A 16,117-nucleotide genomic window follows, 5' to 3' on the forward strand; every position below is an offset into this window, starting at 1 on the left:
GGAATTCAAGCAGCCTGTGCGTCGATCTGAGTCGGGCGGGAAGACGTCAACGCCGGTGAGCTCTGGATCGAAATCTTTCGCGGCTTCAATGCTTCCGGGATCTCACGGACGAGATCGATCGACAGCAGGCCGTTCTTGAGGTCCGCGCCATCCACCCGCACATGGTCGGCAAGCTCGAACCGGTGCTCGAACGGACGGCCCGCGATGCCGCGATGCAGGTAGCCTTCGGTTGTCGCTTCCTGCTTCTTGCCGGTCACGATGAGCAGATTGGACTGGAAGGTGATGTCGAGATCGCTCTGCTCGAAACCTGCTACAGCTACCGAGATCCGATAGCTGTCATCGCCGGTCTTGACGATGTCATAGGGCGGCCAGTCGCTGATCGAGCGGGCACGTTGGGCGTTTTCGAGGAGATTGAAGATCCGGTCGAAGCCGACGCTCGAGCGGAAGAGAGGTGCATAGTCGTAAGATGTTGCCATAGCCATATCCTCCTTGAAGCAACATGGGTACGGAAGCGCCGAAAGGCCGCGCTCCCAGCAAGGCCAGCCCTTGTTTCAGCGGCTGGTGAAAATCAATTTGGTTCAGCCGATTTCGGGATTCAAGATCTGTTACAAAAAAATTCGCACCGAATAAGAGCGTCTAAATCCGACGTGCTTGGCTCTAATCCTCACCACGAAATCCCGTCCCTGGGATAGGTCGCAGATCAAGTGTACCTTGAAGCCCTTTTAGTGGACGGATCGACTGACGACCCGATAAGGATACGCGGACTTGAACTGCGCCATCATCGCGCTTGCTTGCTGGAGCACACGTTCGGCCTTTTCAGGATCTTCGCGAGCAAGTTCGTCGGCATTGACGCGCATTGCCTCCGCCATGCTGACGGACAGCATCGCAAAGCGCCCTTCGCCGTAAACCAGCGCCTCCTGCGAAGCTGTTTCAAGCCATCGGGCGAAATCGACGATAATTTCTTCTCGTTCTGCGATGTTGGCACATTTAATGGTATTGATGCTCTCTTCCATGCCGCTTCCACTCTCACACACTCTGCGCTGGCTGCAGATCCGCCAGGACGGGCAATGAGCTAGGAAGACGAAAAATCAAATTCAAGAGTTCATTGAAAGTTGAATTCGCCCTCGACGCGACGCCATTCGTTCGGTCCGATCAGGCGCTGGTGTGTATAGCGGACAGAGTGCAGCGGCCCGTCAAGGCTGTCGCGCCAGAAGTCGAGAAACTGGTGCATTTCGGGAAAATCGGGTGCCAGATCGTAGTCCTGCCAGACATAGGTTTGCAGGACCGATTCGAAGTCTGGAATGCGATAGAGGATATGCGCGGTGGTCAACCCATAGCCATTGAGCTGACGCTCCAGATCCGATGAGAAATGCATGCTTCATCTCCGTTTTATGACACTGCAAAGGTGGCGCAAAATCGTGCAGCCATCAATGGCTTCCTCAACGCTTTGACGCTGTTTCTTGTTCCTTTCCAGCATGTTAGCAGCCACCGCCGTCGAGTGCTAATTTTTCTTGTCGACCCTCTTGAAATCGAAAAATCGCGAAAATAAATTTTTGCCCGCAAACGCTCGAGTGAGGTTTGCACCCGCACGGACTGGTCATCCGGTCCGGCCAGGGTTTTCAACGTCATCATTTTTGCTCAACGGAGGAAAACATGTCGTTCCGACCGCTCCATGACCGCATTCTCGTCCGCCGGGTCGAATCCGAAGAAAAGACCAAAGGCGGCATCATCATCCCTGATACAGCCAAGGAAAAGCCCTCCGAGGGCGAGGTTGTTGCCGTCGGTCCCGGTGCACGCAACGAAGCCGGCCAGGTGCAGGCGCTCGACGTCAAGGCTGGCCATCGCATCCTGTTCGGCAAATGGTCCGGCACCGAAATCAAGATCAACGGCGAGGACCTGCTGATCATGAAGGAAAGCGATGTCATGGGCATCATCGAAGCCGAGGCCGAGCAGAAAAAGCTGCCTGAGCCTCTGCATCCGGAAAACCATCAGTCAGTAGCTGCCTATTGAGGAGTTAAAGAAATGGTTGCGAAAGAAGTCAAATTCCACAGCGACGCCCGTGAACGCATGCTGCGTGGGGTCGATGTCCTTGCCAACGCCGTAAAGGTCACGCTCGGCCCGAAGGGCCGCAACGTGGTCATCGACAAGTCCTTCGGCGCTCCGCGCATCACCAAGGACGGCGTGTCCGTCGCCAAGGAAATCGAACTCGAAGACAAGTTCGAAAACATGGGCGCCCAGATGCTGCGCGAGGTTGCTTCCAAAACCAATGATCTCGCCGGCGACGGCACCACCACGGCGACCGTTCTGGCCCAGGCCATCGTCAAGGAAGGCGCCAAGGCGGTCGCCTCTGGCATGAACCCGATGGACCTGAAGCGCGGCATCGACCTTGCCGTCGACGCCGTCGTCAAGGAACTGAAGACCAACGCCCGCAAGATCACCAGCAATTCCGAGATCGCCCAGGTCGGCACAGTCTCGGCCAACGGCGACGAGGAGATCGGCAAGTACCTAGCCGAGGCGATGGAGAAGGTCGGCAACGAGGGTGTCATCACCGTCGAGGAAGCCAAGACCGCCGAGACCGAGCTCGAGGTTGTCGAAGGAATGCAGTTCGACCGCGGCTACCTCAGCCCCTACTTCGTCACCAACCAGGATAAGATGCGCGTCGAGTTCGAGGATCCCTATATCCTCATTCACGAAAAGAAGCTGTCGAACCTTCAATCCTTGCTGCCGGTCCTCGAGGCCGTTGTCCAGTCGAGCAAGCCTCTGCTGATCATTGCTGAGGATGTCGAGGGTGAAGCGCTTGCAACGCTCGTCGTCAACAAGCTGCGGGGCGGCCTGAAGATTGCGGCTGTCAAGGCGCCGGGATTCGGTGATCGCCGCAAGGCGATGCTGGAAGATATCGCCATCCTGACCGGCGGCAGCGTCATCTCCGAAGATCTCGGCATCAAGCTCGAGAATGTGACGCTCAACATGCTTGGCCGGGCCAAGAAGGTGGCGATCGAGAAAGAGAACACCACCATCATCGACGGCGTCGGCTCCAAGTCCGAGATTGACGGCCGCGTTTCACAGATCCGGGCGCAGATCGAGGAAACCACGTCGGACTATGACCGCGAAAAGCTGCAGGAGCGGCTGGCCAAGCTTGCCGGCGGCGTCGCCGTCATCCGCGTCGGTGGATCCACGGAAGTCGAGGTCAAGGAGAAGAAGGACCGCGTTGACGACGCCCTGCATGCGACCCGTGCAGCAGTCGAGGAAGGCATCCTACCCGGTGGCGGTGTTGCACTCCTGCGGGCGGTGAAGGCTCTCGACAATCTTAGCACGGCCAACCAGGACCAGAAGGTCGGCATTGAGATCGTCCGCAGGGCCATCGAAGCCCCCGTGCGCCAGATTGCCGAGAACGCCGGCGCCGAGGGCTCCGTGATCGTCGGCAAGCTGCGCGAGAAGACCGACTTCTCCTTCGGCTGGAATGCCCAGACCGGCGAATACGGTGATCTCTACGCGCAGGGCGTCATCGATCCCGCCAAGGTGGTTCGCACCGCGCTTCAGGATGCGGCCTCTGTTGCTGGCCTTCTTGTGACCACCGAGGCGATGATCGCCGAAAAGCCCAAGAAGGACGCCGCGCCGGCAATGCCCGCCGGCGCCGGAATGGATTTCTAAAAAGGCGATCGGCAAGGCTCGCCCCAGCCGCCGTGGGGCGAGCCATCAGCGGAGGAAACATGCACTTGCCGTCGAAAGAAGACGCGCGCCTTTGCGCCGGCGTCGTCAGAGAGGTTGCCCGAGCAAAAGGGATAGCCGAGCCATTCTCCATCGGCCGGCTGACCGCCAGAGTCGCCAGATTGTTCAACAGGGGCATGCGAGACCGGGACAGCCTTCTGTCGGAAGCGATGGCAGTCGCCGACATGCCGGTGGCTTATGAGGAGCAGGGCGGCGCGCTTCACGCGTTGCGGAACATCAACCCAGGTACCATCGATTCATCCATGGAGCCAAAAAATGAGAGAGGACATCAACAAAAGTGAAACCTGCTATGACGCGGAGGCAGCGATAAGCGCCGCGCATCTGCTTCATCCGGGAAATCATTTCAGTCACCCGCGTGACGTGCTTGCCGCCGATCATATTGGCCATGAGGAAAAGCGCGCCATCCTTGCCTCATGGGCGTCCGACATCTTCGCCGTCGAGTCCATTCCAGCCCTTCGTCTTTATCCTGGTACGAATCAAGCTGTCTCGTACGATGAGATAGTCGAAGCGCTGAAAACGCTCGACGCGCACGGTCAGCGGTTTGAAAGACACTGCTCGTCCAGTTCCTTCGACATTCGCCAGACCCGTCATCGCAGACCGCAAGCCCGCCGTTTCGGCGCATTTGGCCTGTGCAGCTACCGGAAAGGAAGCCATCGCCGACAGCCACTTGAGATTTAGAGCTTCCATCTGACTTGCCGCGTGCCTCGTTGAGGACGCGGCCCTGGTTTTTACCGACGACTCTTTGCTCAATCGAGGAGGTTTTGCCGATGAAGATCGCTCAGATCGCACCACTCGCCGAACGTGTTCCGCCCAAGCTCTATGGCGGCACCGAACGCATCGTTTCTTATCTTACCGAAGAACTCGTAGCCCAAGGCCACGATGTCACCCTCTTTGCCAGCGGCGATTCTGTCACCCGTGCCCGCCTGGTATCTTCCTCCGACGTCGCGTTACGCCTCAATCCGGCCGTGAAAGACCATCTGCCGCATCAGGTCGTGATGCTGGAGGAAATCCGTCGGCGGGCGCATGAATTCGATGTGCTGCACTTCCACATCGATCTGTTGCATTTCCCGATGATCCGGGAGTTTGCCGATCGCACGGTGACAACGCTGCACGGCCGTCTTGACCTGCCGGACCTCAAGCCCTTTTACTCTGCTTTTCCCGATATCCCGCTGGTGTCGATCTCCAATGACCAGCGCCGCCCCATGCCTCCGGTCAACTGGTCGGGAACGGTCTACCATGGCCTGCCGGTCGACCTGTTGCCATTTACAGAGAAACCGAAGGACAACTATCTTGCTTTCCTCGGACGGATATCGCCGGAAAAGCGACCGGATCGCGCCATTGAGATCGCAGCGAAGGTCGGTTTGCCGCTGAAGATCGCCGCCAAGATCGACCATGCCGACAGGGCCTATTGGGAGACGGTGATCGAGCCGATGGTCAGGAGCCATCCGAATGTCGAATTCATCGGCGAGATCAACGAGCATCAGAAGGCCGGCTTCCTCGGCAATGCCGGCGCGTTGCTGTTTCCGATCGACTGGCCAGAGCCGTTTGGGCTGGTCATGATTGAAGCAATGGCCTGCGGCACGCCCGTCATCGCGTTCGGATGCGGCTCCGTGCCGGAGGTCATCGACAACGGTATCTCTGGGATCCTCGTCGATAGCGTGGCCGACGCGGCCGAGAACGTCGAATGGGCGCTCAAGATGGATCGAAAGAAGGTTCGCGCGACATTCGAAGCGCGTTTCAGCGCCGAGCGGATGGCACGGGATTATCTGGACATCTATCGCAATCTTCCTGGCGTGCGCACCAAGGCGGCCCCGCTGCGCCGTGCCAACGGGCAGGACCTTGATCTGCAGGTCGTGGCATAATCCGGAGGCCGTCAGCATGTCGATCGCTTCTGTACACGATGAATCCGCATCGGCAGGTGGCCGGGCGCCGATCGCGCAGTTTTTCATTCCGGCAACCGCCTCGCTGCAGGAGCGGCGGCCTCGCACCCTGAAGCACGGCGACACGTTCGCCGTCTTCGACCACAATGGTGACGCGCTTTCCGGGCCCGGCAGCCCGGAAGGCATCTTCCATCGGGACACACGCTGCCTGTCGCATCTGCATCTGACGATCAACGGCAAGCGGCCAATGCTTCTGTCGTCGACGCTGCGCGACGACAATGCGACCTTGACTTGCGATCTCACGAACCCCGATCTCTTTGACGAAAAGGGGAAGCTCACACTTGAGCATGATCTCATTCACCTGCGCAGGACACGCTTTCTGTGGAATGGCGGTTGTTACGAGCGCTTGGGGGTAAGGAACTACGACGAGCGACGACAACAAGTGCGCATCGAAATTTCGTTCGGAGCGGACTTCGCCGATCTGTTCGAGGTACGCGGAACCGTCAGGGCGAAGAAAGGCTGCCAGCTTCCGGCCGTGGTGGAACAGGATCGCGTTCTTCTGTCCTATATCGGCCTCGACGATCGGAAGCGCTCTACGCAGTTGTCCTTCGATCCGCGCCCAGATGAACTTGGTAGCGGCCATGTCACTTATGACCTTGATCTGGCGCCACACGAAACGCGGTCGCTATTCATCCAGATCTGCTGCGACCAGGCCAACGATAAGCCTCTAGGCTACCAGTCGTTTTTCCTTGGCCTACGCGATGCCCGCCGTGCATTGCGCTCCTCTTCTTCGCGCGCGGCATCGATCGTCACGTCAAACGATATTTTTAACGAGGCCGCCCAGCGAAGCGTCTCCGACCTTTACATGTTGATGACCGACAAGCCGGAAGGCCCCTATCCTTATGCCGGAATTCCTTGGTTCAGCACCGTTTTCGGACGCGATGCGCTGATCACGGCGCTGGAAACGCTGTGGCTTGATCCGCGCATTGCCTGTGGCGTACTCGGCCATCTTGCGGCGAACCAGGCGACCGAGGTCGATCCGGCAGCAGACGCCGAGCCCGGAAAAATCTTGCATGAAGTGCGCTATGGCGAAATGGCCGAACTGGGCGAAGTGCCCTTCCGCCGCTATTATGGCAGTATCGACTCCACACCTTTGTTCATACTGCTGGCAGGCGAGTACCTGAAACGAACCGGCGATCTTGCCACAATCAATCGCCTTCTGCCGAATATCGAGGCCGCTCTCACCTGGATCGATGAACACGGCGATCGCGACGGTGATGGTTTCGTGGAATACGGGCGGTTGACGGAGGAAGGGCTGATCAATCAGGCCTGGAAAGACAGCCACGATTCTGTTTTCCACGCCGACGGCAGCCTCGCCAAAGGCCCGATCGCCATTGCCGAGGTTCAGGCCTACGTTTATGGCGCCTGGCAGGCAGCCGCCGCGATTTTCCGCCTGCTCGGCAGACCCGAACGCGCGGCAAAATTTTTGGCAAGGGCGGAAGGTCTTCGTCGTGCCTTCGATACGAGTTTTTTCAATGAGGAACTCGGCACCTTCGTTTTGGCGCTCGACGGGAACAAGCAGCCTTGCAGGGTCCGGTCCTCGAATGCGGGCCATGCCCTCTTCACCGGTGTCGCGTATCCGGAGCGGGCCACCCAGGTTGCCAAAACTCTGATGAGCGCGTCGTCCTTTTGCGGCTGGGGTATTCGCACCATCGCCTCCACCGAAGCGCGCTACAATCCGATGAGCTATCACAATGGCTCTGTCTGGCCGCATGACAATGCAATGATCGCCAGCGGTCTCGCCCGCTACGGATACCGCGCTGAGGCAAGTCGGATCCTCGAAGGTTTGTTTGCGGCCTCGACATATCTGGATTTGCGCCGTCTTCCGGAGCTCTTCTGTGGCTTGCCACGCCAGCGGGCTCAGGGGCCGACCTTCTATCCTGTTGCCTGCTCTCCTCAGGCATGGGCGGCCGCGGCGCCCCTCCTTCTGCTGCAATCCTGCCTCGGCCTCGACTTCGAACCGAATGCCCGGATCATCAGCTTCGACGAGCCGCAACTGCCTTCCTTCCTGGATGAGGTGATGCTGCGCCACCTGCGGGTCGGGAACGGCTGGGCCGACGTTGCCATTCGCCGCTCCGGACGTAGCGTGGTGGTTGACACTGTCGGTCGCCAGGGCGAGGTTCGCGTGTTGACCACCGCATAGACGAGGCTGCTTCCACACGGGCGGCTTGCCTACTCCAACTCCTCTTGGTCTGAGACGAGAAGGTCGATCACCAAGGCGGTCCTGCCTGTCGGCAGAGGCCGCCGTTCACTCATCAACGCCTCGTCGCAGTTGACCCATGCGAAGGCTTCCGCCAGTTCAGCCTGGTTGGCACCAGTTGCCACCACATCAGCTATCAAAGTTTCGTCGACAGGTCCGAGGATGGCGATGACGTCTTCGGAGGTCATTGTCATACCCATTACTCCTTTTGTTTCATCACAGGAATCTGGTGGTCCAAACAGAAAAAATCAAATTTTTCTACCGAGCAAATCCAACGTTCTTGAAACTACAAGCTACTGAATTATATCACTATTGTCCGGTCGCCCAAAGGGGATCGGCAAGTCCAGGAGGCGCCATTTGCTCTTGGCGTCTTCTTGTATCCATGTTGCTTGAAAGGAGGATATGGCTATGAGAACAAACCTCGATTTCTCTCCCCTGTTCCGGTCGAGCATTGGCTTCGACCGAATGATGAATGCGCTCGAAGCTGCAAGCCGCGTCGAAACGATCGACAACTGGCCGCCCTACGACATCGTCAAGTCCGGTGAAGGCGCGTATCGCATTGCCATGGCAGTGGCCGGCTTTTCGCAGGACGAACTGACGATCACGCAGGATCAGAGCATGCTCTTCGTATTCGGCCAGAAGGCAAATGCTGACGATGTGCAGTATCTGCATCGGGGCATCGCCGGCCGCTCGTTCCAACGACGGTTCGAACTTGCCGACCACGTCAAAGTCGTGGGTGCTGGCCTCGTCAACGGTCTGCTGACCATCGATCTCAAGCGCGAAATCCCCGAGGAGATGAAACCGCGCCAGATCGCGATCAGCACCGGCGAAGCGCTGCCTATGACTGAGACAAAGCAGATCGAAGCCAACAAGCAAGCGGCTTAAGCCATCCTCGGCGCGAATGCGCGCACAAGGCCCTGAGCGACGCCTGGGGCCGGCAGCGAAGCTTTGCCGAATGAACCACAAGATAAGGAGAAAAAACATGAGTGTTCGTGATTTGATTCCCTGGGGCCGAAGCAATGGCAATCAGGTTCCAGGTCTTCCACGCGATGACGACCGTGATCCCTTCCTGTCGCTGCATCGCGAAGTAAACCGCCTGTTCGACGACGTCTTCCGCGGCTTCGGCTCCGGTCTGCCGTCGTTTACCAGCACTTCCAGCCTCGGTTCCGGCTGGCCAAGCGTCGAGATCTCCGACACCGACAAGGAGATCAGGATCACGGCCGAAGTCCCCGGCCTGGAGGAGAAGGACATCGAGGTCCTCCTGAATGACGGCGTGCTGACGCTGAAGGGCGAGAAGCGCTCGGAGACCGAAGACAGGGATCGCCAGTTTACCGAGCGCTACTATGGCCGCTTCGAGCGCCATATTCCGCTCACCGTCGAAGTCAAGGAAGACGAGGTCGAAGCGCGCTTCCGAAACGGCGTGCTGACTGTGACCTTGCCCAAGGACGAGAAGGCGCAGTCGCAGGTCAAACGTATCGCGATCAAACATTAAGGAAAAAGCCGGAGGACGTCCTCCGGCTTTTTTCTGCGTCAGCATGTTCAAAACGAAGGAGGGACCATGTCTGCGTTCGTTAAGCTCATCAGGCCGTTGATCATCGTCTTCACCGTCTCCCTGCTCATTGGCGGCTTGCCAGCCCAGGCGCAATTCGTGCACGGGATCGGCGGCAGCGTGCCGACGCTTGCTCCGATGCTGGAGAAGGTAACGCCGGCAGTCGTCAACATCTCGGTTGTCTCGCAGGCCCCCGAAGAGGATAACCCGCTCTACAGCGACCCCTATTTCCGCCGCTACTTCAACCTTCCGGATCGACCTCAGGCGGAGCCGCGACTGAGCGCCGGATCGGGCGTCATTGTCGATGCAACACGCGGCTACGTCCTGACGAACCATCATGTCGTCGCAAATGCCCGCAAGATCCTCGTGACGCTGAAGGATGGAAGGCGGCTGGATGCAAAGCTTGTCGGCTCCGACAAGGGTACCGACATTGCGGTTCTCCAGATACCGGCCCGCAATCTGACAGCGTTGCCTTTCGGTGACTCGGACGCATTGCGCGTTGGCGATTATGTTGTGGCGATCGGCAATCCCTTCGGGCTGGGTCAGACCGTCACGTCCGGAATTGTCAGCGCGCTTGGCCGAAGCGGTCTCAGCCGAGAAGGTTATGAGGATTTTATCCAGACGGACGCCTCGATCAATCCAGGCAACTCGGGTGGCGCGCTGGTGACTTTCGACGGCCGGCTGGCAGGGATCAACTCCGCAATACTGAGCCCAGCGGGCGGCAACATCGGTATCGGGTTTGCGGTGCCTGGCAAGATCGCAAGATTGGTGATGACTCAGCTGATCCAGCATGGCGAGGTCATTCGCGGCAAGCTCGGCGTGGCGATCCAGGATATCGATTCCGATATCGCAGCGTCGCTCGGGCTGGAAGACGCGGGCGGCGCGCTGATCGCCGCGGTTGAACAGGGATCCCCGGCCGCTGCAGCGGGTTTAAAACCGGGTGACGTGGTGGCAGCTGTCGATGGTCGGCAAGTTCATGGCGCTGCCGATCTGCGCAATCGCATAGGTCTCACGCCAGTGGGCTCGCAGATCGAGCTGACCGTTAGGAGTAGTGGCTCGGAGCGTCCGGTTAGGGCACGCGTGAGCGGATCATAGAAGCCGCCTCTCTTCATGTTTCCGTTCGCGGTTCGTCCACGGCCGAGAATGCTCATTAGCGGGGAATTCAATGGTGCCAGCTTTCGTAGGCTGTTGCGAACGCAAAGAAGCACTCGACGAGCCTTAGCGCAAACCCTCGCCTTGAACGGATATGAACCGACGCTTTGGGTGGAGACCAGGTATTTCAGCATGTTAGGCGCTCAAGGCGCGGGTGACATCATCAAGCAGCTCGATCGGGAAGTTCGGAGCCCTGGCAGGCAACCGCGGCCGTACGACCGGCCAAATTCGCCTCCTTGCGGGCCAACGTTAGAGTTGGTTGGCCCGCACAAACGTAGCCCAGATGCTCACTTTACCAGTCCGATCTCGCTCGGTCGCCATGACTTGTCGAAGAAAGGCTCGGTCGGGCTGTACAAACGCAGAATGGTGAACCAGCCTTTCTTCGGGTCGGTCTGAATCCAGTTGCCGCGCGGAACGCCTTGCGGCTGCTCAGGCGCAAACCAGACCGTGGTCGAGCCGTCCGCAGCGGCCTCGGCAGCGGGTGAAGGATAATTCTGGCTACCCGAGCGCGGATAGCGCTGTGGCGTGTCGAGCATCGAGCGAGTCAAATTGTCGTACACCGTGAACGACCAGAAATTCGCCTCGGGTATACCCTTCGGCAACGTCACCTTGTAGGTCTTGGCACCGTCGAAGTGGTTTTTGTCGGCATCCGTCATCGCCAGCAGATATTGCGAGCCGATGCCCGGCAGCCGCATCGCCATGGCCGGGGTGATACCGGTCACGCCGTAGAAGAAGTTCGTCCGCGCGTCCATGGTCCGATAGCCTGTCGCGGGAAATGGTTTGACGCCCTCGGCGGTAATCTCCGGGATCGGTGTTTCGAACTCGTAGCCAGTTAGGAAGAGAAAATTGAACCAGGACGAGTTCGGATAATAGAACCAGCTCGGATCACGCGGGGACATGAAAAGACTGCGCGAGGTTGCATTGCCCACCGCGAGCGCGTCGCTCATGATCTTCTTCATGCGTTCATCAGGTGCAAAGGGTTTCCCCTTGACGATGCCGATTGCCGCCAGCGGCCCCATCAGTTCCGGATCGAGCGAGGTGGCAGGCTCGCGCTGCACCACTTCGTTCAGCATCTCGAAATAGTTCCAGTCGTTGGGCGGGATTGTGTTCATCACCTTACCGCTGCCTTCGTGGAAGACGGTGGGCGGCGGCGGCTCGATCTTGCCCAATTTAGCCTTGCCGGCGAGGAACTCGGCGATGGGGGTACCGACACCACCGGGCTCAAACGGGTAGACCTTGGTAAACTTACGGATTGTCTCCACCACTGGCTTGGGATCGTCATGATTCTCGAGGAACGATCGGCCGAACCACAGTATCGTGTTGGTCCGGGCGCGGGTGACATAGTATCCGCCCTCCGGCAGCGGCCCGTCGTAGTCCGGAGGCACGATCAGGTACTTGCCGCCTTCTCCGCGGTCGGGTCCGGGTCCACCCAGGTCAACGACCCAGCGGAACCAAGCATCCTGCACGACGCCGAGGAACTTGGGCGGAGCCTCCAGCACCACGGGTCCCTTGGAGAGGTCGAGATACCCCATGACGTAGATCGTGTCGGCATTGGCCGTCAGGAAGAGCGACTTGGCATCCATCAATTCGGAGAAGACGAGAACCTCGTTTTCCTTCATGCCGATATCCTGCATGGCATTGCGCAGCGCATGAATGCTGACGCCGCGCATGTTGTCCATGAAGGCGCGGTAGGCATAGGTGAAGTCGAGATTGTCGTAGAGCCTATCTGCGGTGGACTTGCTCGGCACACCGTCCTTGAACTCGAACTTGCCGATATTGGTATCGACGACGTCAGGCGTTGCAATGGATTCGGGGATTGGCGGTGCCTCCGCCAAGGCGGCAATTGTTTGCATGGCCAGGAAAGTGCCTGCCGCGAACGGCGGAATCAATGTGGATAGATAGCCGTGAATTGGTCTCATGGTTCTTCCTTTCGTCTCATCACTTCGGGGCAGCAGGGCGTCAACTCGCACGCTGACGAAGTCGGACCCGCTGTCGCCAGACCTGCTAACAGGCTGACTGGTGTCTCTCGATTTCGAAAAGTTTTGGCACTTGAAAATTGATCGGAACCGACCGTTGATTAGGCTCGGGATTGCTGGATCGACGTCGCTCGCCGCGTAGAGGCTGCTCCTCATCTCGCAGCAAGGGTATCGATAGAAGCTGGGGTCGCACGCTTACGTTAAGCAGCAGCGGCGAAAGCGAGAACCGCCTCATGGCGCCTTGTCCTCCTCCACACGCTCGCGCCTCGCCTGCAGTCTGTCGAACTTGCCGAAGTCGGTCATGATGCTGACCAGGACGCTCCCCGTCCAACCGAAGGTGAACAAGCCGGACATTGCTATGATCGGCCCAAGCAGACGCCAGCGATCCGGGAGAGTGACGTTGCCCTCCCCCAGCGTCGTATAGCTCTCCAGCACGTAATAGTAGCTGTCGCGCATCGAGGGGATGATATCTCTGACATAGAGGGGAACCGCCCAGATCAGAGTTTCTGCGAAGTGCAGGAGCGCCAGCGCGGCGATCGTCACCGACAGTATCAGATTCAGCTGCCAGCGCGGCGTAGCGCCGGTGACATGTGCCCAGGATTTGCTGAACTGAAGGCTGATGCTCCGGATACCCACGCCGTGCACGAAAATGACGACGATCAGAAACACAGTGCCGACGAAGATTTCGAATACCGGGTTCGGGCTCGCTAGATGGTCCAATCTACCTCCTCAGTCCTGTCGCCTCCGGTGGAAGGCTCTTGCAAACCTCCCACCGCACCGAAACGAGCACAGGCATGTCGCTTGGCCTTGGTGCTAGTAGCACGGCGGATAGGGGTAATATCCGCACGCCGGATGCGGGTAATAGTAAGGACGCTCGGAAGCGACAGCCGCGCCCAGCGCCGCCCCTGCGACGACGCCTGCGCCGTAGTACGCGCCGGGATGAGCGTACCAGCCGCCACGCCAGACCGCTGCACGACCAACACCCCCAACCGCGACACCCCCGTAGGGGCCACGGGCTGCGAACCAGTCAATGAACAGCGACGCGGGACCATCGGCACCGGCGAGATCACCTTCGAGGACGGCGACGTCGAAGGTGAGGTTTCCACCCTCCAGCTTCGGCGTCTTCAGGACGACGACCGCATCGGCGACGCTATCCCCCTTGCCGCTCAAGACCGAGATCGTCGCGTTCGGAGGATCCTTTGCGAAACTGTCGGGGCCTTCATCCCATTGCTTGATGAACTCGGAGGTCAGGACATGGCCCGCGGATCGCACGGGGCGGTCGGCGAACACGATCGATGTTGCAGAGATACCGCTCATGGTGAGCTTGCCATTCTCGAGCTTTGCACCTCCAGAATTGAGAACGGCAAGCGACGGCACCATCTTCGACTTGGTCGCGCCAATCGTCTTCTGTGCGGGTGCTGAAATCGCGTCCTGTGCAAGCGCAGGAGACGTGATTAGCAGACCAGCAGCCACTGCGATGACGCATGTGCCGGAAATTCTAAGCATCAGTTCTACTCCTCTTTCTAGCTGAGGGACGCTATTTCAAAAGTCCCAGATTGATGAGTTGTACCCGCCTGTTGTCAGCCGATTCGGGGTGGCCGGGATCGATCGGCCATTCTTCTCCGGCGCCGACCGAAAACAGGCGATCAGGCGACACCGCGAAGGTGGTCGAAAGCGCCTCGTTGATCGCGTCGGCGCGTTTCTGGCTGAGTTCGAGATTGTGTTTGGCGGTTCCGGTCGCGCTCGAGTGCCCGACGATGAGGAACTTGTAACGGAACAGGTCCGGATGGTGGAGCGCGTCGGCGATCAGCCCGACGGTGCGGTAGGATTTGGGCTCGATGGCGGTCGCGTTGTTTTCGAAATCGATCTCGACGATCAACTGCGAAAGCTCCGACAGCTTGCTCCAATTGGGCAGTGCCGCGACGCCCTTCCCAACATTGGCGTTGGCTTCCTCGACGAGCAGGGCGACATCGACGGCGGGTGCCGCGGACTTCACCTGTCCGAGCGTGCTCATGATCTGACTGTTGTCGAGCTGCTGGGCGGAAACGACGCACGGCGCCAGAAGCAGGCCGAGCCCACCGAGATACGAAGGCCTTGAACGATCATCTTGTTTCCCCTGTCTTTGGCCATGGATCAACGCCATCCTGCGTCGGCAATTGCCTGGTTGCATTCCTTGTTATCGACGCGCTTCGTCTCGACGAGGCAGGCGAGTATGTTGCCGTCGCCTTTGATGCCGTTGCAGTACTGCGAGATGTCGTGCTGGCAGACCTTGAAGACCGAGGCCTGTGCCTCCTGACGCTGAGCGATCGATGTCATGACGCTGCCAAGGGTCGAGGTGCAGCTCGGCGAGACTTTTGAAGCGTTTTTCTCGAGGCAAGCCTGGATGCGGCCGTTTCCGAGGTTCTGACCGTTGCAGAACTTCTTGATGTCGGACCCGCATTCCTTGGCGAGCGTCGTCACCGCATCAGCATAGCTGATCGTGTCTGCCTGACCCGCGGCCGTCATAGACAGGAGCGCGGCGAGCGCCGTTCCTGCGAAGATGCGAATTTTCTCTATCATCATTCTTCCTTTCCTCGAGCGATTGATCTGAAGTGGTCGACGGCTATCGTCGTGAGGGTCTCAATGGCACGATGGCTGCTCTGTCGAGCGCCTGCTCGATCTCGATCCGCATGCTGTCGATGAGCTCCTGATACTCGGCGACCCGCTCGCCCCGCTCGGGAGCAGACGAGCCTTCCCACCGGAGCTTCTCGTCATGCGCAGTCAGAAAATCGTCGCAAAGGTCACGGAATCCCTCGCTGCGGGCGGCGAGCTCCTCGACCACCTTGGCGCGCACCTTGAAGCAGTCCCTCACGAATCCAACACCGTTGGTCATCCGGTCTATCCATTCGCGTACGTCGCCTCTCAGCAGACAAGTTCACAACATGATGATCCAGATTTCTCTCTTGGCACCGTATCTTACAGTAACAAACGATCTCGAGGCCGGGCCTCCAGTCAACGCAGCCCCCATCCCAGAAGCAGCATACCGCTCGCCGCCGTCCAACTGCCGACCACCCGCATCGCAATGCGCGTCCAGTCCCACCTCGCTTTCAGCACGGCAGCCGAGACGAAGGCGATCAAGACGAAGACAAGACCGGCCGACCCAGCGAGTGCAGGGAGACCGTCGCGGGAGGCAGAGTATGCCGACCCGAAACTCCAACCTTCGAACGCCCCGAGCAGCAGGGCCAGCGATCCCGTTCCCCATGACGGCATTCGGATGTCGGCAGCCGCCAGGGCCCCCAGGATCAGCAACGGAAGACTTTCGATGACCGAGTTGAGGGCGAGCGGGCCGACCAGCATTCCCACCAGGCCGAATGCAACCCACCCTACCGGCAGGATCAGAACCGAAGCGCGTGCGTGGATTGGCCCTCGAAGTCCGGCAAATATACCAAGCGCGACGATGGGCAGAATTGCTTCCGGCGACATCGCGAAATGAGCGACCCCGTCATAGATCGGCCCCAGCCCGGTATTGACGAGATGAGCGCTGGCCTCGACAGGCATTGCTGCGATCCCGATAGACGCCCATCCGGCGTTA

At 59.2% G+C, this 16,117-nt stretch carries 20 protein-coding genes; 9 read left to right on the top strand and 11 right to left on the bottom strand.

Translation table 11 applies throughout. The annotated features are described in order from the left end of the window. Positions 1 to 5 precede the first annotated feature (5 nt). The 3 genes from NE852_RS31840 to NE852_RS31850 all read right to left on the bottom strand — a co-directional run bounded on the left by NE852_RS31840 (position 6) and on the right by NE852_RS31850 (position 1,375). Positions 6 to 476: an Hsp20 family protein gene (locus NE852_RS31840; protein WP_008532971.1), complete on the bottom strand. Its 471-nt coding sequence runs from the start codon at positions 474 to 476 to the stop codon at positions 6 to 8. Between the two features lie 246 nt (positions 477 to 722). Further along, a complete protein-coding gene (locus tag NE852_RS31845) occupies positions 723 to 1,013 on the bottom strand; it encodes a hypothetical protein (protein WP_258157055.1) in 291 nt (96 codons plus the stop codon). Positions 1,014 to 1,102: 89 nt separating this feature from the next. Continuing rightward, on the bottom strand, positions 1,103 to 1,375 hold the full coding sequence (locus NE852_RS31850) for an usg protein (protein ID WP_008532967.1): 273 nt from the start codon (positions 1,373 to 1,375) through the stop codon (positions 1,103 to 1,105). A 278-nt stretch (positions 1,376 to 1,653) separates the two neighbouring features. Between NE852_RS31850 and NE852_RS31855 the strand changes: the two genes are divergently transcribed. From NE852_RS31855 to NE852_RS31880, 6 genes are all read left to right on the top strand, one after another. Continuing rightward, a complete protein-coding gene (locus NE852_RS31855) occupies positions 1,654 to 2,010 on the top strand; it encodes a co-chaperone GroES (RefSeq protein WP_008532965.1) in 357 nt (118 codons plus the stop codon). A 12-nt stretch (positions 2,011 to 2,022) separates the two neighbouring features. Next, positions 2,023 to 3,651, top strand: a complete 1,629-nt coding sequence (groL, locus tag NE852_RS31860) for a chaperonin GroEL (RefSeq protein WP_008532964.1) — start codon at positions 2,023 to 2,025, stop codon at positions 3,649 to 3,651. A gap of 59 nt (positions 3,652 to 3,710) precedes the next feature. Beyond that, positions 3,711 to 4,010 (top strand): hypothetical protein, encoded by a 300-nt coding sequence (locus NE852_RS31865; RefSeq protein ID WP_008532963.1) that lies wholly within the window; start codon positions 3,711 to 3,713, stop codon positions 4,008 to 4,010. Then, positions 3,985 to 4,407: a hypothetical protein gene (locus tag NE852_RS31870; protein ID WP_008532962.1), complete on the top strand. Its 423-nt coding sequence runs from the start codon at positions 3,985 to 3,987 to the stop codon at positions 4,405 to 4,407. The genes NE852_RS31865 and NE852_RS31870 overlap by 26 nt, the downstream gene beginning before the upstream one ends. Positions 4,408 to 4,496: 89 nt before the next feature. Beyond that, entirely contained in the window at positions 4,497 to 5,591 is a 1,095-nt protein-coding gene (locus NE852_RS31875; protein WP_192731983.1) for a glycosyltransferase family 4 protein, read from the top strand. 16 nt (positions 5,592 to 5,607) lie between these two features. After that, on the top strand, positions 5,608 to 7,812 hold the full coding sequence (locus tag NE852_RS31880; RefSeq protein WP_008532961.1) for an amylo-alpha-1,6-glucosidase: 2,205 nt from the start codon (positions 5,608 to 5,610) through the stop codon (positions 7,810 to 7,812). 29 nt (positions 7,813 to 7,841) lie between these two features. Here NE852_RS31880 and NE852_RS31885 read toward each other — a convergent pair whose 3' ends face one another. After that, the gene (locus tag NE852_RS31885) at positions 7,842 to 8,063 is read right to left on the bottom strand and encodes a hypothetical protein (RefSeq protein ID WP_008532960.1); all 222 of its coding nucleotides are present in this window, start codon (positions 8,061 to 8,063) and stop codon (positions 7,842 to 7,844) included. Between the two features lie 214 nt (positions 8,064 to 8,277). Between NE852_RS31885 and NE852_RS31890 the strand changes: the two genes are divergently transcribed. The 3 genes from NE852_RS31890 to NE852_RS31900 all read left to right on the top strand — a co-directional run bounded on the left by NE852_RS31890 (position 8,278) and on the right by NE852_RS31900 (position 10,513). Further along, positions 8,278 to 8,754, top strand: a complete 477-nt coding sequence (locus NE852_RS31890; RefSeq protein ID WP_008532959.1) for an Hsp20 family protein — start codon at positions 8,278 to 8,280, stop codon at positions 8,752 to 8,754. Positions 8,755 to 8,851: 97 nt separating this feature from the next. Then, on the top strand, positions 8,852 to 9,361 hold the full coding sequence (locus NE852_RS31895) for an Hsp20/alpha crystallin family protein (protein ID WP_008532958.1): 510 nt from the start codon (positions 8,852 to 8,854) through the stop codon (positions 9,359 to 9,361). Between the two features lie 66 nt (positions 9,362 to 9,427). Beyond that, positions 9,428 to 10,513 (top strand): Do family serine endopeptidase, encoded by a 1,086-nt coding sequence (locus NE852_RS31900; RefSeq protein WP_008532957.1) that lies wholly within the window; start codon positions 9,428 to 9,430, stop codon positions 10,511 to 10,513. Positions 10,514 to 10,857: 344 nt separating this feature from the next. On the opposite strand, the gene NE852_RS31905 is transcribed toward NE852_RS31900, so the two are convergent. The 7 genes from NE852_RS31905 to NE852_RS31935 all read right to left on the bottom strand — a co-directional run bounded on the left by NE852_RS31905 (position 10,858) and on the right by NE852_RS31935 (position 16,083). After that, positions 10,858 to 12,489, bottom strand: a complete 1,632-nt coding sequence (locus NE852_RS31905) for a DUF1254 domain-containing protein (protein WP_008532955.1) — start codon at positions 12,487 to 12,489, stop codon at positions 10,858 to 10,860. Between the two features lie 288 nt (positions 12,490 to 12,777). Beyond that, positions 12,778 to 13,266, bottom strand: a complete 489-nt coding sequence (locus NE852_RS31910) for an ion channel (RefSeq protein ID WP_008532952.1) — start codon at positions 13,264 to 13,266, stop codon at positions 12,778 to 12,780. A 93-nt stretch (positions 13,267 to 13,359) separates the two neighbouring features. Beyond that, positions 13,360 to 14,052: a hypothetical protein gene (locus tag NE852_RS31915; RefSeq protein ID WP_008532951.1), complete on the bottom strand. Its 693-nt coding sequence runs from the start codon at positions 14,050 to 14,052 to the stop codon at positions 13,360 to 13,362. Between the two features lie 31 nt (positions 14,053 to 14,083). Continuing rightward, on the bottom strand, positions 14,084 to 14,689 hold the full coding sequence (locus NE852_RS31920; RefSeq protein ID WP_008532950.1) for an OmpA family protein: 606 nt from the start codon (positions 14,687 to 14,689) through the stop codon (positions 14,084 to 14,086). After that, entirely contained in the window at positions 14,680 to 15,108 is a 429-nt protein-coding gene (locus tag NE852_RS31925) for a cysteine rich repeat-containing protein (RefSeq protein WP_008532949.1), read from the bottom strand. Before NE852_RS31925 ends, NE852_RS31920 begins: the two co-directional genes overlap by 10 nt. Positions 15,109 to 15,148: 40 nt before the next feature. Continuing rightward, a complete protein-coding gene (locus tag NE852_RS31930) occupies positions 15,149 to 15,418 on the bottom strand; it encodes a hypothetical protein (RefSeq protein WP_008532948.1) in 270 nt (89 codons plus the stop codon). A gap of 119 nt (positions 15,419 to 15,537) precedes the next feature. Continuing rightward, on the bottom strand, positions 15,538 to 16,083 hold the full coding sequence (locus NE852_RS31935; protein WP_245270706.1) for a HupE/UreJ family protein: 546 nt from the start codon (positions 16,081 to 16,083) through the stop codon (positions 15,538 to 15,540). Between the last annotated feature and the right edge of the window lie 34 nt (positions 16,084 to 16,117).

The organism is Rhizobium sp. Pop5 (assembly GCF_024721175.1).
In the GTDB taxonomy this organism is placed as follows: domain Bacteria; phylum Pseudomonadota; class Alphaproteobacteria; order Rhizobiales; family Rhizobiaceae; genus Rhizobium.